We start from the raw sequence: 18,229 nt of genomic DNA on the forward strand, positions 1-18,229 counted from the left end.
GTGAACACCGGCCACCACCTGCGGATCGGCGTCTTCGTCTTCGACGGGGCCGAGGAGCTCGACGTCGTGGGGCCGTTCGACGTGCTGTCGTCCTGGGCGGCCCACTCGCCCCTGCACCCCGAGGTCGTGACGTTCTCCGCCGACGGTGCGGGCGTCCGCTGCGCGAAGGGCCTGTGCCTGGTGCCGGACACCTCCGCCGAGGAGATCGGCCCGCTGCACGTGCTGGTGTACCCGGGTGGTGCGGGGACGCGCCCGCTCGCTGCCGACTCCGAGCACCTGGAGTGGCTGCGCGGCGTCCGGGCGACGACCCCGCTGGTCGCGAGCGTGTGCACGGGGGCACTGGTGCTCGCGGCGGCCGGGCTGCTGGCCGGACGACCGGCGACGACGCACTGGGCGGCCTTCGACGAGCTCGCGGCGATCGATCCCAGCGTGCTCGCGGACACCGAGGCGCGGTTCGTCGACGACGGCGACGTCGTGACGTCGGCGGGCGTGTCCGCGGGTATCGACATGGCGCTGCACCTGGTGGCGCGGCTGGACTCCGTCGAGGCCGCCCGCGGTGTCCGGCGGGGCATCCAGTACGACCCCGCTCCCCCGGTCTGACCGTCGGCGGGCGCCCTCGCCGCTGTTTGCTACCCGCGAGTAACATCGCGTCGTGACTCGGACGCTCCAGCTCGCCCTCGCCACGTTCCGCCCCCGGCCCGCGGTCCCGGGGCAGACGCTCTTCTCGCCGTCCGTCACGACGATGCGCGTGCACCCCGGCGACCTCGACCTCTACCGGCACGTCAACAACGGCGTGTACCTGCAGATGATGGACGTCGCGCGCGCCAACTTCATCGCCGACCTCGGTGGTTACCGCCTGCTCGCCGAGCACGGCTGGTACCCGGTCGTCGCCGCGTCCACGGTCAAGTACCGGCGGTCCCTCACGCTCGGGCAGCGGTTCACGATCACCACCCGCGTGCTGGGGTGGGACGAGCGCGTCTGCTACCTCGAGCAGTCGTTCTCTCGCGGCGACCAGCACATCGCGCGGGGCGTCGTCGCGGGGCGCTTCCTCGCACGCGACGGCCGGCGGATCCCCGCGCCCGACGTGGTCGAGCTGCTCGCGGGTGAGCACGTCGAGGCGCCCGAGCTGCCCGACGACGTCGCCGCGTGGGCGGCTGCGGTCGACGTGGCCCACCGCGCCTGAACACGACGCACCGCGCCGCCTGACGCGACGGGTCGTCCCGGCGACGCCCGTCCCGGCGACGCCCGTCCCGGTGACACCCGTCCCGGTGACACCCGGCCCCGGTGACGCCCGCCCGGGACATCCCCGGAGGGTCGTGACGTGTCAGGACGCGCCGCGGGCCAGGTGGTCGAGGAGCAGCGCCTCCGCCAGGACGACCTTCTCGAGCTCGCCGAGGTGCACGGACTCGTTCGCGCCGTGCGCGCGGCTGTCCGGGTCCTCGACGCCCGTGACGAGGATCTGCGCGTCGGGGTAGACCTCGAGCAGGTCCGCGATGAACGGGATCGACCCGCCGACGCCGATGTCGACCGGCTCGGTGCCCCACGCCTCGCCGAAGGCCCGACGCGCGGCGCGCATGCCGGGGGTGTCGGCGGGCGCGAGGAACGGCCGGCCCTTCTCGCCGTCCGTCACGGTGACGCGGGCACCGAACGGCGCGTGCTCCTCGAGGTGGGTGCGCAGCGCGGCCATCGCCGCGACCGGGTCCTGCCCAGGCGCGATGCGCATCGACAGCTTCGCGCCCGCGCGCGGCGTGATGGTGTTCGACGCGGTCGCGACGGCAGGCGCGTCGAACCCGATGACGGAGATGGCCGGACGCGTCCACAGGCGCGCGGTGATCGGACCGGTGCCCGCGAGGCGCACACCGCCCAGCACGCCCGCGTCGGCGCGCAGCTGCTCCTCGTCGAGCTCGACCGCCGGGTCGGGCGCGTGCACGAGCCCTGCGACGGCGACGTCGCCCGCGTCGTCGTGCAGCGTCGCGACGAGCCGGGCGAGGAGCGTCACGGCGTCGAGCACCGGGCCGCCGTACATGCCCGAGTGCACGGCGTGCGAGAGGACCTCGACCTCGACCGTGCAGTCGACGAGCCCGCGCAGCGACGTCGTGAGCCCGGGGACGCCGACCGACCAGTTCGTCGAGTCGGCGACGACGATGACGTCGGCCGCGAGCCGGTCCCGGTGGGCGTGGAGGAAGTCCGCGAACGTCGGCGAGCCGATCTCCTCCTCGCCCTCGACGAACACCGTCACGCCCACGCCCAGCTCGTCACCGAGCACGCGCAGCGCGCCGACGTGCGCGACGACGCCCGCCTTGTCGTCCGCCGCACCGCGGCCGAACAGCCGACCGTCGCGCTCGGTGGGCTCGAACGGCTCGGTCTGCCACGCGGCGGAGTCACCCGGGGGCTGCACGTCGTGGTGCGCGTAGAGGAGCACGGTCGGGGCACCGGCGGGCGCGGGCCGGCGCGCGACGACCGCGGGGGCGCCGGTGCGGCCGTCGGCCGTCGTCACGGTGAGCACGTCGACCTCGTCGAGCCCGGCACCGCGCAGGAGGTCGGCGACCGCGCCGGCGCTCGACCGCACGTGGGCCTGGTCGAACGCGGCATTCGAGACGCTCGGGATACGGACCAGCGCCTCCAGGTCCGTGCGGATCCCCGCGAACGCGGACGCGGTGCGCGTGCGCAGCTCGTCGACGCGGGCGGTGGGGTCGGTCGTGGTCTCGGGAGCGCGCTGGTCGGTCACGGATCGCCACGGTACTCGACTACCCTGAGGGGGTGTTCGGACGCAGCAAGGAGCCCGTGAACGAGATCCCCGGCCTCGTGGAGTCGGCTCCGACCCCCGACCTCCCCGGCGGCAAGGGGCGCCCGACGCCCAAGCGCAAGGAGGCGCAGGCCGCCAACAAGCGTCCCCTCGTGCCGCAGGACCGCAAGGCCGCGTCGAAGGCCGCCCGGGCGGCGCAGCGCGAGCAGCGCGACCGCGAGTACAAGGCCATGCAGACGGGCGACGAGCGCTTCATGCCCGCGAAGGACCGCGGTCCGGTCCGTCGCTACGTGCGCGACTGGGTGGACGCGCGGTGGAGCCTCGGCGAGCTGTTCCTGCCCGTCGCGGCCGTCGCGCTGGTCGCGCAGTTCGCGCTCGCGCAGACCGCGCCCGTGTTCGCGTTCTACGTGATCGTCGCGCTGTACGTGTACGTGCTCGCCGCGATCGTCGACGGGTGGCTGCTGTGGCGCGGCCTCAAGAAGCGGCTGATCGCCAAGTTCGGCGAGAAGGCCGTGGTCCGCGGCACCGCGATGTACGGCGTCCTGCGCGCGTTCCAGATCCGCCCGTCGCGCATGCCGAAGCCGCAGGTCAAGCACGGGCAGAAGCCCGCCTGACGCGCCGCCCGCCGGCCCCGGCCCGCGCGGCACGCCCGGGTGACGGACGTAGGGTTGATCGCATGGTCAACTACCGCCACCTGGGCCGATCCGGCCTCAAGATCACCGAGATCACCTACGGCAACTGGCTCACGCACGGCTCGCAGGTCGAGAACGACACCGCGACGGCCTGCGTGCGCGCCGCGCTCGACGCGGGCATCACGACGTTCGACACCGCCGACGTCTACGCGAACACCGTCGCGGAGTCGGTGCTCGGCGAGGCGCTGAAGGGCGAGCGCCGCCAGAGCCTCGAGATCTTCACCAAGGTCTACTGGCCGACCGGCCCGCGCGGCGCGAACGACTCCGGCCTGTCGCGCAAGCACATCCTCGAGTCGATCGACGGTTCCCTCGAGCGGCTGCAGACCGACTACGTCGACCTCTACCAGGCGCACCGTTACGACCACGCGACGCCGCTCGAGGAGACGATGGAGGCGTTCGCGCACGTCGTCCGGCAGGGCAAGGCGCTGTACATCGGCGTGAGCGAGTGGACGGCCGACCAGATCCGCGCCGGGCAGGAGCTCGCGCGGGACCTCGGCTTCCGGCTCGTGTCGAACCAGCCGCAGTACTCCGCGCTGTGGCGCGTCATCGAGGGTCAGGTCGTCCCGACGTCGCAGGAGCTCGGTCTGTCGCAGATCGTCTGGTCGCCCGTCGCGCAGGGCGTGCTCACCGGCAAGTACAAGCCGGGCCAGCCGGCTCCCGCGGGGTCGCGCGCGACGGACGAGAAGGGTGGCGCGCGCATGATCGGGCGCTTCCTCGAGCAGGAGGAGACGCTCGCCCGCGTGCAGGACCTGCGGCCCGTCGCCGACGAGCTCGGCCTGACGATGGCGCAGCTCGCGATCGCGTGGGTGCTGCAGAACCCGAACGTCGCGTCCGCGATCATCGGCGCGTCGCGTCCCGAGCAGGTCGCGGAGAACGTCAAGGCGTCGGGCGTCGAGATCCCCGCCGAGCTGATGGCCCGGATCGACGAGGTCCTGGGCGACTCGGTCGTGACGGACCCCGCGGAGACCGCGAAGTCGTCGCCCGCGTCGCGCTGACCCACGCTGTGCCGACGCGCGCCGACGCGTACCGGCGCGTATTGGCGCGTACCCGCACGCACGGTGCCCCGTCCCGCCCGGTCTCCGGGCGGGACGGGGCACCGTCGTGTCAGGCGCTCACCGGCTCCCCCGCCGGCTGCGGTGCGGGGTCGTCGAGCGGGACGGTGAACAGGCGCAGGAACACCTGCGCGAGCGGGCCGACGCCGAGCGCGTAGGCGAGCGTGGCCCAGCCGACGGTGCCGCCGAGCACCCAGCCGACGGAGACGACGGCCACCTCGATGCTGGTGCGGACGAGCCGGACGGACCTCCCGGTGCGCGCCACGAGCCCGGTCATGAGCCCGTCGCGCGGGCCGGGGCCGAGGCGGGCGCCGACGTAGAGACCCGTCGCGACGCCGTTGAGCACGATGCCGGTCACCGCCATCGCGATCGCCGCCGCGAGCGGCAACGGGTCGGGCAGCCGGTCGAGCAGCGCGAGCACCGGGTCGACGAGCAGGCCGATGACGAGGACGTTCGCGACCGTCCCGACCCCGGGTCGCTGGCGCAGCGGCCACCAGCACAGCAGGACCGCGACGCTCGTGAGCAGCGTGAGCGTGCCGAACGAGAGACCGGTGCGGTGCGCGAGCCCTTGCGTGAGGACGTCCCACGGCATGCTCCCCTGCCCGGCGTGCACGACGAGCGCGATCGACACCGCGTAGAGCACGACGCCGGCGAACAGCTGGACGAGACGACGGACGGGCCGGTGCGCGAGGCCGCGCAGCACGCCCTTCACAGGCCGGTCCGCACGCTCGACCGGACCTCGAGCATGCTCCCGGCGGCCCAGTCCGGGCGGCAGGGCGGCGGGGGCCGGTGCCCGAGGCCGTCGCCCCGCACCAGGCGGGCGAGCGCGACGACGAGGGCGGCGAGGAGACCGAGACCGACGAGACCCCACACGAGGGTGAGGCCGAGCACGTGCGACATGGCCTCATCCTCTCGACCCAGTGGCTATGCCGAACATAGCCACTTGTGGGAAAGTGGCTCCATGACGGTCTCGGACCTCCCCACCGACCGCCGCGTCGCCGGCGCCCGGGTCGCACGCCTGCTCGGCGCCTGGCAGCAGGGCGGTCCCGCCTACACCGCCCTCGCCGACGCGCTGCGCGCCGCGATCCTGTCCGGCACGCTCCCGATCAGCACCCGTCTGCCGGGCGAGCGCGAGCTCGCCGACGCGCTCGGCGTCTCCCGCACGACCGCGACCGCGGCCTACGGACTGCTGCGCGACGAGGGCTACCTGGTGAGCCGGCGCGGCAGCGGCACCGTCACCACGCTCCCTTCCGGTCCCGGCGCGCGGCGGCCGATGCCCGTCCTCGGCGGCGTCGACGACTCGCTCACCGACCTCTCCATCGCGGCTCCCTCGGCACCGTCGGCGCTGCACGGCGCCTACCTCGCCGCGCTCGACGCGCTCCCCCGCCACCTCGCGGGCAGCGGCTACGCGCCGCTCGGTCTGCCCGTCCTGCGCGAGGCGGTCGCCCGCTGGTACACCGAGCGCGGCACCCCGACCTCACCGGACCAGATCCTCGTCACCACCGGTGCGCAGCAGGCGATCCACCTGCTCGTCGCCGCGCACGCCGGCCCCGGCGACCGCGTCGTGGTCGAGCAGCCGACCTACCCGCACGCGGTCGACGTCGTCCGGGCCGCTGGTGCACGACCGGTGCCCGTGCCGTCCGGAGCCGACGGCCTCGACGTGGACCTGCTGGAGTCGACCGTCCGGCAGGTCGCGCCGCGGCTCGTCTACCTCATCCCCGACCACCGCAACCCGACCGGGACGAGCCTCGACCCCGACCAGCGCGCAGCCGTGCGGGCGATCGCGCGACGGCACCGGACGACGGTCGTCGGCGACGAGGTGCTCACCGAGCTCACGATCGACGGCGACGCACCCGCGTCGTTCCCGGGCGACGGCAGCGCGTCGCACGTGGTCGTCGCGATCGGCTCGGCCTCGAAGTCGTTCTGGGGTGGTCTGCGCGTCGGCTGGGTGCGCGCGCACCCGGACCTCGTCACCCGGCTGGCGTCGGTGCGGGCGCACGTCGACATCGGCACGCCGCCGCTCGAGCAGCTCGTGGTCGCCGAGCTCCTCGCGTGCGCCGCCGACGTCCTCGCCGCCCGCCGGTCCGTGCTGCGCGAGCGTCGGGACCTGCTGGTCGGGCTGCTGCGCCAGCACCTGCCGACGTGGGACGTGCCGGTCCCGGCCGGGGGGCTGTCGCTGTGGGTCGACCTCGGCGCACCGGTGTCGTCCGCGCTCGCAGCGTCGGCGCTCCGGCACGGCGTCCGGCTGGTCCCCGGCCCCGCGTTCGGCGTGGACGGCGGACTCGAGGACCACGTGCGGGTGCCGTTCGCGGAGGCGCCCGACGTGCTGCGCCGCGGCGTCGAAGGACTCGCCGCCGCGTGGGGCGACCTCGGGTCCGTCACCTGGGAGCCGGTCGCTCCGGTCCGGGCGGTCGTCTGACCCGCACGACCGGCCGCCGCGGTCGGTCGAGCGGGTCGGGGTGTCGGGTCGGGGTGGGTCAGGCCGCCGGGATCGACAGCGTGGGCGTCGCCTGGACGCCCTCGTGCACGAGCCGCGCGGCCTGCACGCCCTGCGACGACAGCACGCGCCACGTCTCGCCCAGCCACTGCTCGGCGTCGAACTGCGTCGTGAAGACCGGGCTGACGGGCCGCTCGAGCGGCGCGCCGTCCGCGCCGTCGAACCGCCACTCCCACTGGGGACGCACGACCATCACGCTGCCGTCGCCGTCTTGGAGCCGCGCCGGCCCGCGTCCGCCGCGAGCGCCCGGCCGATCCGCCCGGCCCAGCCCGGCCCCTGGTAGATCAGGCCGGTGTAGCCCTGGACGAGGGTCGCGCCGACGGCGAGGTACTCGCGGGCGTCGGCGGGGGACGTGACACCGCCGACGCCGACGATGACGACCTCGTCACCGAGGCGGTCGCGCAACCGCGCGACGACGTCGAGGCCACGGGCGAGCAGGGGCGGTCCGGACAGGCCGCCCGGGCCGAGGTCGTGCCCGATCGTCGTGTTCACGGCGACGACGCCGTCGAGCCCGAGCTCGGCGACCAGCTCGGCGACCGCGTCGACGTCGTCGTCGGACAGGTCGGGGGCGATCTTGACGAGCAGCGGGACGGGCCGGCGGCCGGCCTTCGCGGTGGCCTCGTCGGCCGCGACGCGCGTCGCCTCGAGGATGGGTCGCAGCGACTCGACGGCCTGCAGGTCGCGCAGGCCCGGCGTGTTGGGCGAGGAGACGTTGACGACCAGGTAGTCGGCGTAGGGCGCGAGCCGCGCGGCGCTCGTCGCGTAGTCGACGGGCGCCTGCTCGGCGGGCGTCGCCTTCGTCTTGCCGATGTTGACGCCGACGACGTAGCGGCGGCCGGCGGGCGTCGCGCGCAGCCGGCGCAGCCGTGCGGCGACCGCGGCCGACCCCTCGTTGTTGAAGCCCATCCGGTTGCGCAGCGCACGCCGGTCGAGGACGCGCCACAGCCGCGGGCGCTCGTTGCCGGGCTGCCCCTGCGCGGTGACCGTGCCGACCTCGACGAACCCGAAGCCGAGCATCGTCATGCCGGGGACGCCGACCGCGTTCTTGTCGAAGCCGGCCGCGAGGCCGAACGCCGAGGGGAAGGTCCGCCCCCAGACCCGCACCGCACCGGTCGACGGCGGCGCGAGCACGCCGCGCACCACGTCGCGCAGCACCGGGACGGCGGCGACGACGCGGATCAGGCGGAAGGCGAGCTCGTGCGCACGCTCCGGGTCGAGCCGGCGCAGCACGAGGTCGAACAGGAGGCGGTACACGACATCACCCTAGGGGCTGGCGGGCGGCCTCACCGGTGCCGTCCACCGGACGCCCGGTGCGCCACAGCCACCACAGGCCCAGCAGGGGCAGGACGAACGGCACGTACCCGTAGCCCTGGCCGAACCCGGACCACACCGTCTCGTCGGGGAAGTCGCCCACGTCGACCAGCGACAGCACGCCGACCGTCAGGACGCCCACGAGCTCGACGCTCACGGTGACCCACGCGAGCGTGCGCCGGCCCGTGGCCAGCGCGAAGGTCGCCACGATGTAGACCACCCCGGCGGCGAGGGACAGGAGGTACGCGACGGGGGCCTCGTCGAGCTTCGTCGCGACCTGGTAGACGCCGCGCGCGGTCGCGGCGAGGGCGAGGACGCCGTAGACCGCGACGACGAGGCGGCCGGGTCCGGCGCCGGTCGGCCGCGGGCCGGGACCCGGGTGGGCGTCGTCGGCGTCGGCGGGGCGGTCGGTCACACGGACCCCCAGATCTGCAGCAGGCGGAACTCCAGGAAGGCGACCGTGAGCGCGGCGACGAGCAGGACGACCGAGCTCCACCGTGTGCGCTCGGCGAACGCCCACGCGGCGGCGAGCGGCAGGACGATCGCCTGCGTCACCACGTACCCCCAGAGGAGCGCGGCGTCGACGTCGGGCGCACCGGTGACGGCGAGGACCCCCGCGACGACGGCCTGCACGACGAGGAGACCCTCGACGACGGACGCGCCCCAGAGCTGGCGCAGGACCACCGCGCGGTCGCGCGCCACGAACCACCCGGCCCAGCCGGCGAGGACGACGCAGACCGCCACGACGAGCAGGGCGAGGGGCACGATCACGGTGCCCCACCGTACCGGCGACGCGGCGTCGCGCCCGACGCCCGACCGCGCGCCGGTCCCCCGACGTCGCGAGGGCGACGAACTACGATCGAGCGCGTGACCGTCACCCTCACCTCCGCTGACCCCGCCCGTCTCGCCGTCGACGCCGTCGTCGTCGGTGTCGCTCAGAAGGACGGTGCGCCGTCGCTGCTCGGCGCCGCCTGGTTGCCGAAGGACCTGCGGACGTCGCTGACCCGGGACGCGGTGGCGCTCGGCGTCACCGGCGCGACCGACGAGGTGCGCCGCGTGCCCGGCATCGGCACCAAGGCGCCCGTCGTCGTGCTGGTCGGCGTCGGCTCCGCGGACGCCCTCACGCCCGAGGCGCTGCGCCGTGCCGCGGGTGCGGCGACGCGCGAGCTGACCGGGACCGCCTCCGTCGCGCTCACGCTGCCCGCCGAGGACGACGAGCACCTCGCCGCCGTCGTCGAGGGCGCGCTGCTCGGGGCGTACGCGTTCCACCGCTACCGCGCGTCCGACGCGGCGAGCAAGGCGCCCGTCGCGGACGTGCAGGTCGTCACGTCGCTCGGGCGCTCGAGCGCGGCGAAGGCCGCGGTCGCGCGCGCCGAGGTCGTCGCCGCCGCCGTGCACGCGACGCGCGACCTCGTGAACACCGCGCCCAACGACCTGTACCCCGAGGCGTTCGCCGACGCCGCGAAGGCGGCCGTCAAGGAGGCCGGCGCCAAGGGCCTCAAGGTGTCGGTGCTCGACGAGAAGGCGCTCGCGTCCGGCGGCTACGGCGGTCTCGTGGGCGTCGGCCAGGGCTCGGCCCGCGGCCCGCGCCTGGTCCGCGTCGCGTACGCCCCCTCGCGGCCGAAGGCCACCGTCGCGCTCGTCGGCAAGGGCATCACGTTCGACTCGGGCGGCATCTCGATCAAGCCCGCCGCCGGCATGGAGGCGATGAAGTCCGACATGGCCGGTGCCGCCGCCGTGCTGCACACCGTCATCGCCGCGGCCCGCCTGGGCCTGCCCGTCGCCGTCACCGGGTGGCTGTGCCTCGCGGAGAACATGCCGTCGGGCACCGCCCAGCGGCCGTCGGACGTCATCACGATCCGCGGCGGCAAGACCGTCGAGGTCCTCAACACCGACGCCGAGGGGCGGCTCGTCATGGCCGACGGTCTCGTCGCCGCGGTCGAGGAGAAGCCCGACGTCGTGCTCGACATCGCGACGCTCACGGGTGCCCAGCTGGTCGCGCTCGGCCACCGCGTGTCCGCCGTCATGGGCACGGACGACGTGCGCGGCGAGGTCGTCGCCGCAGCCGACGCCGCGGGCGAGCAGTTCTGGCCCATGCCCCTGCCGGCCGACCTCAAGGCCGGGCTGCGCTCGAAGGTCGCCGACCTCGCGAACATCGGCGACCGGTTCGGCGGCATGCTCACCGCCGGGATCTTCCTGCAGGAGTTCGTCGGCGCGACGCCGTGGGCGCACCTCGACATCGCGGGACCCGCGTTCAACGAGAAGGCCGCGCACGGCTACACGCCCGTCGGGGGCACCGGCGTCGGCGTGCGGACGCTGCTCGCGCTCGTCGAGGGCCGCGCGACCGCCTGACCCGTCCGACGCCGAGCGGCGCCGCCGTGCCTGTCAGAGGGCGCGCCGGCGCCGTTCGCGTCAGAGGGCGCGCCGGCGCCGTTCGCGCTCGATCCGCTGACGCGCGTTCCAGTCGCGGACGCGCTGCGGGTAGCCGGTGCGCTGCACGTCGTACACGGGGATGCCGAGCTCGCGGGCCAGGTCCCACCCGACCGTGGGGTCCGGGACGCGCCGACGCGTCCACTCGCCGTCCGTCGCGACCAGCATCATCGTGGTCTGCGTGACGTTGGTGGGCGGCTCGACGTACGCCTCGACGCCGACCCGCGTCGCCACGAACTCCCTCAGGTGCGCGAGCGTCGCCTCACGCGCGGCACGGTCCGACGGCACGGCGTCGGGCGTGCGGTGGCGGCGTCGCGAGAACCAGGCCATCCGGGGAGCGTAGCGAGGCACGCTGGACGTTCGCTGGGACCGCGCCGAGCGGCAGTCATGGGACGACTGTTCCGAGCATCACACGCCGCGCCCGGTCGCCGAGGTCGTTCGGACCTTGACGGGATGACAAGATGGTCGGCGAGCTTCGAGACCCACACGCCTGCGCATAGGAGTCTGCACGTGGCCGACACGAACGGCACCGCTTTCGACATCGTCGTCCTGGGAGCGGGGAGCGGCGGTTACGCCGCGGCTCTGCGCGCCGCCCAGCTGGGCAAGAACGTCGCCCTCATCGAGGCCGACAAGGTGGGCGGCACCTGCCTGCACAACGGCTGCATCCCCACCAAGGCGCTGCTGCACGCCGCCGAGCTCGCGGACAACGCGCGCGAGGGTGCGCACTTCGGCGTGCACAGCACGCTCGACCGCATCGACATGGGCGGTGTCAACCAGTACAAGGACACCGTGATCGGCGGCCTGTACAAGGGCCTGCAGGGGCTCATCAAGTCCCGCAAGATCACCGTGGTCGAGGGCTTCGGCAAGCTCGTCGGCCAGAACGCCGTCCAGGTCGGCGACACGACCTACACGGGCGAGCACGTGATCCTCGCGACCGGCTCCTACGCGCGCTCGCTGCCGGGCCTCGAGATCGGCGGCCGGGTCATCACGTCCGACCAGGCCCTCACGCTCGACTTCGTGCCGAAGTCCGCGATCATCCTCGGCGGCGGCGTCATCGGGTCCGAATTCGCGAGCGTGTGGAAGTCCTTCGGCGCGGACGTCACGATCATCGAGGCGCTCCCCCACCTGGTCCCCAACGAGGACGTCGCGCTCTCCAAGGCGTTCGAGCGCGCGTTCCGCAAGCGCGGCATCGCGTTCAACCTCGGCGTCCGCTTCCAGGGCGTGACCCAGAACGACAACGGCGTGCACGTGACGCTCGAGGACGGCAAGTCCTTCGACGCGGACCTGCTGCTCGTCGCCGTCGGCCGCGGCCCGCGCACGTCGGGCGTCGGTTACGAGGAGCAGGGCATCACGCTCGACCGCGGCTTCGTCAACACCGACGAGAAGCTGCACACCGGCGTCGGCAACATCTGGGCCGTCGGCGACATCGTCCCGGGCCTGCAGCTCGCGCACCGCGGCTTCGCGCAGGGCATCTTCGTCGCCGAGCAGATCGCCGGGCTCAACCCGCAGCCGATCGTCGAGTCGGGCATCCCCCGCGTCACCTACTCGCACCCCGAGGTCGCCTCGGTCGGTCTCACGGAGGCCGCCGCGAAGGAGGTCCACGGCGAGGACGCCGTCGAGACCCTCGAGTACAACCTCGCGGGCAACGGCAAGAGCAAGATCCTCGACACCCAGGGCTTCATCAAGCTCGTGCGCCAGAAGGACGGCCCGGTCGTCGGCGTGCACATGATCGGTGACCGCGTCGGCGAGCTCATCGGCGAGGGCCAGCTCATCGTGAACTGGGAGGCGTACCCCGAGGACGTCGCCTCGCTCATCCACGCCCACCCGACGCAGAACGAGGCGCTCGGCGAGGCCCACCTGGCGCTCGCCGGCAAGCCGCTGCACGCCCACAACTGACCCCCACGATCGAAGGAGACACGAGCGGTCATGTCCGACAACGTGCAGCTTCCCGCTCTCGGTGAGTCCGTCACCGAGGGCACCGTCACCCGCTGGCTGAAGAACGTGGGCGACCGCGTGGAGGTCGACGAGCCCCTGCTCGAGATCTCGACCGACAAGGTCGACACCGAGATCCCGTCGCCGTTCGCCGGTGTCCTCGAGCAGATCCTCGTCCAGGAGGACGAGACCGTCGAGGTCGGCGCGACGCTGGCCGTCATCGGCACGGGCGAGGGCGGCGGTGCGTCCGCGCCCGCCGAGGAGGCCCCTGCCCAGGAGGCGCCCGCGCAGCAGGCGCCCGCCGAGCAGCCCGCCGCCGAGGCGCAGCCGGTCCAGGAGTCCGTCGAGGAGCACGAGGAGCCCGCCGAGGCCCCCGCGCAGGAGGCGCCCGCCGCGCAGGAGCAGTCCTCGGGCGGCCAGGGTGGCGGTGGCCAGGAGGTCACGCTCCCCGCGCTCGGCGAGTCCGTCACCGAGGGCACCGTCACGCGCTGGCTCAAGCAGGTCGGCGACAGCGTCGAGGTCGACGAGCCGCTGCTCGAGATCTCGACCGACAAGGTCGACACCGAGATCCCGTCGCCGGTCGCCGGCACGGTGCAGGAGATCCGCGTCCAGGAGGACGAGACCGTCGAGGTCGGCGCCGTCCTGGCGATCGTGGGCTCCGGTGCCGCGGCCGCTCCGGCTCCCGCCGCCGCCCCCGCCCCCGAGGCGGCTCCCGCGGCCGCTCCCCCCGCGCAGGCGCAGCCCGCGCCGGTCCCGGCCGCGGCCCCCGCGCCCGCCCAGCAGGCTCCCGCCCCCGCGGCCGCGCAGGCCGGTGGCTACGAGGCGCCCGCGCCCGAGGCCGAGTCGGCCCGGACGGCCGGCGAGAAGCCCGCCGCCGAGGAGGCCGCCGCGCAGCAGCCGACCGCGTCCGCGGCGGCGAACGCCGGCGGGTCGTACCTCACGCCGCTCGTCCGCAAGCTGGCCGCCGAGAAGGGCGTCGACGTCGCGACCCTCACGGGCACGGGCGTCGGTGGCCGCATCCGGAAGGAGGACGTCCTCGAGGCGGCCGCCAAGGCCGAGGCCGCGAAGGCTGCGCAGGCCGCTCCCGCCGCCGCTCCGGCAGCGGCCGCCGCCGCGAAGGCGCCGACCGTCCCGTCGGTGTCGCCGCTGCGCGGCACCACGGAGAAGGCCAGCCGGCTGCGCCAGATCATCGCCGAGCGCATGGTGGAGGCCCTGCACACGCAGGCCCAGCTCACCACGGTCGTCGAGGTCGACGTCACCAAGGTCGCCCGCCTGCGGGCTCGTGCCAAGGACGACTTCAAGGCGCGCGAGGGCGTCAACCTCACGTTCCTGCCGTTCTTCGTGCAGGCCGCGGTCGAGTCCCTCAAGGCGTTCCCGAAGATCAACGGCGTGCTCGAGGGCAACCAGATCACGTACCACGGCCAGGAGAACGTGGCGATCGCCGTCGACACCGAGCGTGGCCTCCTCACGCCGGTGATCCGCGACGCGGGCGACCTCAACCTCGCCGGCATCGCGCGCAAGATCGCCGACCTCGCCGCGCGCACGCGCGCCAACAAGGTCACGCCGGACGAGCTGTCGGGCGCGACCTTCACGGTGACGAACACGGGCTCGGGCGGTGCGCTGATCGACACCCCGATCGTGCCGACCGGCACGTCGGCGATCCTCGGCACCGGTGCGATCGTCAAGCGGCCCGTGGTCGTCAAGGACGCGGACGGCGAGGAGGTCATCGCGATCCGGTCGATGTGCTACCTCTGCCTGTCGTACGACCACCGCCTGGTCGACGGCGCGGACGCGTCGCGGTACCTCTCCGCGGTCAAGGCCCGCATCGAGGAGGGCGCGTTCGAGGCCGAGGTCGGCCTCTGACGCTCGTCGCGTGACGACGGCCCGGGTCCCCTGCGGACCCGGGCCGTCGTCGTCCCGCGGGTCGCCTCCGCTGCCTGCGCGAGCCGTTCGGCCGTGCCGCCCGGTCGCCTCCGGTCCGACGGGTGCCGAGGTCGTGTGCCCGCGCGCACACGTCTCGCCCGGCCGGGTGCGGCGCGGACGCCTAGGGTGACCGGCATGGACGTGGTCGTCGCGGGTGCCAGCGGGTTCATCGGGGGTGCGCTCGTGCCGGCGCTGCGGGCCGACGGGCACCGCGTCCGCGTGCTCGTCCGCCGGGAGGCGGGCGGGCCCGACGAGATCCCGTGGGACCCGACGGCGGGACGCCTCGACCCGCACGACCTGGCCGGGGCCGACGCCGTGATCGACCTCGCGGGCGTCAACGCGGCCTCCCGCCCCCTGACGCCCTCGCGCAAGCGGGCCGTCGTGCAGTCGCGCGTCGACACCGCCGGGCTTCTCGCGCGCACGATGGCGGCGCACGACGACGGTCCACGGGTGCTCCTGCAGGCGTCGGGGATCGGCGCCTACGGCGACCGGGGCGACGCGGTCCTCGACGAGCACGAACCGCTCGGCACGACGTTCTTCGCGGGCGTCGTCCGGCAGTGGGAGGCCGCGACGGTCCCCGCGCAGGAGGCCGGGGTGCGCGTCGCGCTGCTGCGCACCGGGATCGTCCTCGCACCGCACGGTGGCGCGCTCGGGAGGCTCCTGCCGCTCGTGCGGCTCGGCGTCGGCGGACGGCTCGGCTCCGGGCAGCAGTTCTGGCCGTGGATCACGCTCGTCGACGAGGTCCGGGCGATCGCGCACCTGCTGACCACCGACGTGCACGGGCCCGTGAACCTCGTCGCGGCGGCGGACCGGAACGTCGACGTCGTGAGGGCGCTGGCCGCCGCCGTGCACCGCCCCGCCGTGGTGCCCGTCCCCGCGTGGGCACTGCGGCTCGCGCTGCAGGACTTCTCGTCCGAGGTGCTCGGGTCCATCCGCGCCGAACCCGCGGCGCTCACCACGAGCGGGTTCCGCCCGGTGCACGCCGACCTGACGTCCGCCGCGGCCTGGGTCGCCGCCGGCTGACCGTCAGGCGTCGGCGACGTCCCACACCCGCCACCCGTCGGCGGTCCAGCGCAACGTCAGCACGACGGTGCGTGGCGACGCGGCCGGCACGGCCGTGGACGCACCGGTCGCATCGACGCGCGTGTAGCCCGACATCGCGGACGTGACCCGCACCGCCGCCTCCGCACCGGGGGTGGGCCCGCCGGCAGAGTCCCCGCCCGCGACGACGCTCGTCTGCTGCACGTCGACGGCGAGCCCCTCGACCCGGTCCCCCGCGAGGGCCTCGACGAGCCGCAGGTCGGCACGGTGCGCAGGCCCGTCGGGGACCTCGACGTCGACGAGCCGCGCCGCGTCGCCAGCGGCGACGAGCTGAGCGCGGAGCTGCGTGAGCTCGGCGGCGGCCTCGGCCACGTCGGTCGTGCGCGCTGGTTCGCCCGCCCCGTCGGCCACACCCTGAGCGTCGACCTCCGTCTCGGAGGGCGGTGCCGTGCGGGCCGAGGCCGCCGACGACGCGGCGGGTGGCGCACCGGCCGCTCTCTCGTCCCCGGCGGACGACAGCAGCCCGGCCGCCCCGAGCGCGAGGCCGCCCACGACGACCACCCCGGTGGCGACCACGCCGACGACGAGCGCACGAGGTGCGCGACGGGGCGCCCGCCGAGGCCGGCGGAGGTCGGCCGCGGCCGACGCCCCCGTGCGTGCGAGGTCGAGCGCCGCGCGTGCACCGGCGTCCGGGACGCGGACCGGCTCGGGCGTGACGACCGCGAAGCAGCGGTCGACCAGGCGGGCCGCGCTGACGTCGCCGCTCGTGAGGAGGTCCTCGAGCGCGTCCCGGAGCGAGCCGTCGTGCGGTCCGGCGAGCAGGTGCACGTCGGCGTCGGGGACCTGGGCGAGCACCGACGCGACGAGGCGGCGGACGTCGCCGTCCGGCGTCCCGCTCCCGGCGAGCACGCCCCGCAGGTCGACGAGCGCGGGCCGCCCGCATGGCCGCACGACGACCGTCGCGGGGCTCACGCCGCCGTGGGCGAGGCCCGCGTCGTGCAGCGCCGCGAGCGCGGTGGCGACCGGGATGGCGACCGTCGCGGCCTCGCCGTCGGACAGCGGCGCACGCTGCGACCGGAGCTCGGCGAGGGTCGGCCCCGCGAGGTGCTCGACGACGAGCGCGGTGCGGCCCGGGCCGATCTCGACCACGTCGTGCAGCACGGGGAGGTGGTCGTGCCGGACGTGCCGGAGCCGCTCGACGCGCGCCGCGGTGAGGTCGTCGAGCACGGTGGCCACGACGTGGACCTCGAGGTGGCGGCCGGAGCCGTCCGTCGCGGCGGCGAGCCACCCGGTGCCGTCGGGGCCGGCCGGCCCGACGACGCGGAAGGCGCTGCCGTCGACGAGCGCGCGCACGTCGGAGGGCACGAGGAACGTCTCCATGCCGGGCATCGAACCGTGCACGGCCCGCCGCGCGTGCGGCTCGTCCACAGGTCACGGCTGCGCCCGCGGCGCGCCCGGCAGGACGTGCTGCCGCCTCGGATGCCGTCGACGGGCGTGCCATCGACGGGCGTGCAGTCGACAGGCGTGCCGTCGACGGGGCGCACGTACCGCCGCGCGCGTCAGAGCCGGACGACGACCCCTTCGGCCGCCGACGTGCGCGCGGCGTCGAGCACGCGTGCGGTCCGCACGGCGTCGGCGGGGTCCACGGGAGGCGGACCGCCGTCGACGACCCACCGCACGGCCTCGCGGTAGAGGTCGACGTGCCCGCCGGCCGGCACCGGCACGGGCGTGCGTTCCGCGCCGCGGACGAGCCAGCCCTCGTGGACGGGCTCGCCCGGACGGCGACCCTCCTCGTAGGCGTCGTCGAGCACGGCGAACGGCGTCGGCTCGCCCTCGAACGAGGTGACGAGGTAGGCGGCGGCGTCCCCGAGCACGCGTGTGCGCGGTCCGGGCGCCCCGACGACGGCACCGGCCTGCAGGTGGCTGACGACGCCGGGTTCGCCGCTGCGCGCGTCGTGCACGAGCGCGAGGAAGACGTCGTCGACCGCAGGCGTGGACCGTGCGGCGAGCTCGGCGTACACCGACCGGACCGGGCCGAAGAGCTGCACCGCGGAGTCGACGAGGTGCGCGCCCAGGTCCAGCAGCAGCCCGCCGGCGTCGGGGTCGTTCTCCTTCCAGCGGTCCTGCGGGACGGGCCGGAACCTCTCCCAGCGTCGCTCGAAGCGGTGCACGCGACCGAGCGTCCCGGCCTCCAGCAGACCGCGCAGCGCGAGCTGCTCGGGGTCCCAGCGCCGGTTCTGGAACACGGTGAGCCGTCCGCCGGCGTGCAGCGAGGCGTCGACGAGCCGCTCGGCCTCCGCGGTGGTGGTCGCGAGCGGCTTGTCGACGAGCACGTGCACGCCGGTCGCGAGCGCGGCGAGCACGTGCTCGACGTGGTCGCCCGTCGGGCTCGCGACGACGACGAGGTCGAGCTCGCCGACGTGCGCGAGCAGCGCCGGCACGTCGGGGACGACGACGGCACCCGGCCAGTCCTCGTGCACCTGCGCGGCGCGGTGGCGGGTGACGACGTGCGTCACGCGCTGGTGCGCCTCCCGCAGCAGGCGCGCGTGGATCCCGCGCCCCGCTCCCCCGTAGCCGACCAGACCGACGCGCAGCGAGTCCATGC

The 18,229-nt window shown here is 75.0% G+C and carries 19 protein-coding genes; 9 read left to right on the forward strand and 10 right to left on the reverse strand.

What is annotated here, in order from left to right; translation table 11 throughout:
- A complete protein-coding gene (locus GXP71_RS07860; protein ID WP_162352204.1) occupies positions 1–600 on the forward strand; it encodes a DJ-1/PfpI family protein in 600 nt (199 codons plus the stop codon).
- Between the two features lie 52 nt (positions 601–652).
- The gene (locus tag GXP71_RS07865; protein WP_162352205.1) at positions 653–1,183 is read left to right on the forward strand and encodes a thioesterase family protein; all 531 of its coding nucleotides are present in this window, start codon (positions 653–655) and stop codon (positions 1,181–1,183) included.
- A gap of 141 nt (positions 1,184–1,324) precedes the next feature.
- Here the strand turns inward: GXP71_RS07865 and GXP71_RS07870 are convergent, their stop codons facing one another.
- Positions 1,325–2,728: a dipeptidase gene (locus GXP71_RS07870; RefSeq protein ID WP_162352206.1), complete on the reverse strand. Its 1,404-nt coding sequence runs from the start codon at positions 2,726–2,728 to the stop codon at positions 1,325–1,327.
- A 32-nt stretch (positions 2,729–2,760) separates the two neighbouring features.
- Here GXP71_RS07870 and GXP71_RS07875 point away from each other — a divergent pair, with 32 nt between their 5' ends.
- Complete coding sequence (locus GXP71_RS07875) at positions 2,761–3,360, forward strand: DUF3043 domain-containing protein (protein WP_124342481.1); 600 nt, start codon at positions 2,761–2,763, stop codon at positions 3,358–3,360.
- Positions 3,361–3,422: 62 nt separating this feature from the next.
- The gene (locus GXP71_RS07880) at positions 3,423–4,433 is read left to right on the forward strand and encodes an aldo/keto reductase family protein (RefSeq protein WP_162352207.1); all 1,011 of its coding nucleotides are present in this window, start codon (positions 3,423–3,425) and stop codon (positions 4,431–4,433) included.
- A gap of 109 nt (positions 4,434–4,542) precedes the next feature.
- Here the strand turns inward: GXP71_RS07880 and GXP71_RS07885 are convergent, their stop codons facing one another.
- Entirely contained in the window at positions 4,543–5,202 is a 660-nt protein-coding gene (locus tag GXP71_RS07885) for a YitT family protein (protein ID WP_202924345.1), read from the reverse strand.
- Complete coding sequence (locus tag GXP71_RS07890; protein ID WP_162352208.1) at positions 5,199–5,390, reverse strand: hypothetical protein; 192 nt, start codon at positions 5,388–5,390, stop codon at positions 5,199–5,201. Before GXP71_RS07890 ends, GXP71_RS07885 begins: the two co-directional genes overlap by 4 nt.
- Before the next feature lie 61 nt (positions 5,391–5,451).
- Here GXP71_RS07890 and GXP71_RS07895 point away from each other — a divergent pair, with 61 nt between their 5' ends.
- Complete coding sequence (locus tag GXP71_RS07895) at positions 5,452–6,909, forward strand: PLP-dependent aminotransferase family protein (RefSeq protein WP_162352209.1); 1,458 nt, start codon at positions 5,452–5,454, stop codon at positions 6,907–6,909.
- A 58-nt stretch (positions 6,910–6,967) separates the two neighbouring features.
- Here GXP71_RS07895 and GXP71_RS07900 read toward each other — a convergent pair whose 3' ends face one another.
- The 4 genes from GXP71_RS07900 to GXP71_RS07915 are packed head-to-tail and all read right to left on the reverse strand — an operon-like array spanning position 6,968 to position 9,069.
- Positions 6,968–7,180: a hypothetical protein gene (locus GXP71_RS07900; RefSeq protein WP_124342477.1), complete on the reverse strand. Its 213-nt coding sequence runs from the start codon at positions 7,178–7,180 to the stop codon at positions 6,968–6,970.
- Positions 7,180–8,241, reverse strand: coding sequence for a quinone-dependent dihydroorotate dehydrogenase (locus GXP71_RS07905; RefSeq protein WP_162352210.1), 1,062 nt, complete (start codon positions 8,239–8,241; stop codon positions 7,180–7,182). The genes GXP71_RS07900 and GXP71_RS07905 overlap by 1 nt, the downstream gene beginning before the upstream one ends.
- A 4-nt stretch (positions 8,242–8,245) precedes the next feature.
- Positions 8,246–8,713 (reverse strand): hypothetical protein, encoded by a 468-nt coding sequence (locus tag GXP71_RS07910; RefSeq protein WP_162352211.1) that lies wholly within the window; start codon positions 8,711–8,713, stop codon positions 8,246–8,248.
- Positions 8,710–9,069 (reverse strand): hypothetical protein, encoded by a 360-nt coding sequence (locus GXP71_RS07915; RefSeq protein ID WP_162352212.1) that lies wholly within the window; start codon positions 9,067–9,069, stop codon positions 8,710–8,712. Before GXP71_RS07915 ends, GXP71_RS07910 begins: the two co-directional genes overlap by 4 nt.
- 96 nt (positions 9,070–9,165) lie before the next feature.
- Between GXP71_RS07915 and GXP71_RS07920 the strand changes: the two genes are divergently transcribed.
- Positions 9,166–10,650, forward strand: a complete 1,485-nt coding sequence (locus tag GXP71_RS07920) for a leucyl aminopeptidase (RefSeq protein ID WP_162352213.1) — start codon at positions 9,166–9,168, stop codon at positions 10,648–10,650.
- Between the two features lie 60 nt (positions 10,651–10,710).
- On the opposite strand, the gene GXP71_RS07925 is transcribed toward GXP71_RS07920, so the two are convergent.
- On the reverse strand, positions 10,711–11,058 hold the full coding sequence (locus GXP71_RS07925) for an oxidoreductase (RefSeq protein WP_162352214.1): 348 nt from the start codon (positions 11,056–11,058) through the stop codon (positions 10,711–10,713).
- Between the two features lie 180 nt (positions 11,059–11,238).
- On the opposite strand from GXP71_RS07925, the gene lpdA reads away from it, so the two are divergent.
- The 3 genes from lpdA to GXP71_RS07940 all read left to right on the forward strand — a co-directional run bounded on the left by lpdA (position 11,239) and on the right by GXP71_RS07940 (position 15,606).
- Positions 11,239–12,624, forward strand: coding sequence for a dihydrolipoyl dehydrogenase (gene lpdA / locus GXP71_RS07930; RefSeq protein ID WP_162352215.1), 1,386 nt, complete (start codon positions 11,239–11,241; stop codon positions 12,622–12,624).
- Between the two features lie 30 nt (positions 12,625–12,654).
- A complete protein-coding gene (gene sucB, locus GXP71_RS07935; RefSeq protein WP_162352216.1) occupies positions 12,655–14,523 on the forward strand; it encodes a 2-oxoglutarate dehydrogenase, E2 component, dihydrolipoamide succinyltransferase in 1,869 nt (622 codons plus the stop codon).
- Between the two features lie 195 nt (positions 14,524–14,718).
- Entirely contained in the window at positions 14,719–15,606 is an 888-nt protein-coding gene (locus GXP71_RS07940) for a TIGR01777 family oxidoreductase (RefSeq protein WP_162352217.1), read from the forward strand.
- A gap of 3 nt (positions 15,607–15,609) precedes the next feature.
- On the opposite strand, the gene GXP71_RS07945 is transcribed toward GXP71_RS07940, so the two are convergent.
- Complete coding sequence (locus GXP71_RS07945) at positions 15,610–17,004, reverse strand: hypothetical protein (RefSeq protein WP_162352218.1); 1,395 nt, start codon at positions 17,002–17,004, stop codon at positions 15,610–15,612.
- A 179-nt stretch (positions 17,005–17,183) separates the two neighbouring features.
- Positions 17,184–18,227, reverse strand: coding sequence for a Gfo/Idh/MocA family protein (locus GXP71_RS07950; protein WP_162352219.1), 1,044 nt, complete (start codon positions 18,225–18,227; stop codon positions 17,184–17,186).
- Positions 18,228–18,229 lie beyond the last annotated feature (2 nt).

It is taken from the genome of Cellulomonas sp. H30R-01 (genome assembly GCF_010119915.1).
GTDB classification, from domain to species: Bacteria; Actinomycetota; Actinomycetes; order Actinomycetales; family Cellulomonadaceae; genus Cellulomonas; species Cellulomonas algicola.

What these genes read in the sequence shown, in the direction of transcription:
- GXP71_RS07880 (WP_162352207.1), top strand. Translation starts at nt 3,423, where the DNA reads ATGGTCAACTACCGCCACCTGGGCCGATCCGGCCTCAAGATCACCGAG.
- GXP71_RS07890 (WP_162352208.1), bottom strand. Translation starts at nt 5,390, where the DNA reads ATGTCGCACGTGCTCGGCCTCACCCTCGTGTGGGGTCTCGTCGGTCTC.
- GXP71_RS07895 (WP_162352209.1), top strand. Translation starts at nt 5,452, where the DNA reads ATGACGGTCTCGGACCTCCCCACCGACCGCCGCGTCGCCGGCGCCCGG.
- GXP71_RS07900 (WP_124342477.1), bottom strand. Translation starts at nt 7,180, where the DNA reads ATGGTCGTGCGTCCCCAGTGGGAGTGGCGGTTCGACGGCGCGGACGGC.
- GXP71_RS07925 (WP_162352214.1), bottom strand. Translation starts at nt 11,058, where the DNA reads ATGGCCTGGTTCTCGCGACGCCGCCACCGCACGCCCGACGCCGTGCCG.
- sucB (WP_162352216.1), top strand. Translation starts at nt 12,655, where the DNA reads ATGTCCGACAACGTGCAGCTTCCCGCTCTCGGTGAGTCCGTCACCGAG.
- GXP71_RS07940 (WP_162352217.1), top strand. Translation starts at nt 14,719, where the DNA reads ATGGACGTGGTCGTCGCGGGTGCCAGCGGGTTCATCGGGGGTGCGCTC.
- GXP71_RS07945 (WP_162352218.1), bottom strand. Translation starts at nt 17,004, where the DNA reads ATGGAGACGTTCCTCGTGCCCTCCGACGTGCGCGCGCTCGTCGACGGC.
- GXP71_RS07950 (WP_162352219.1), bottom strand. Translation starts at nt 18,227, where the DNA reads ATGGACTCGCTGCGCGTCGGTCTGGTCGGCTACGGGGGAGCGGGGCGC.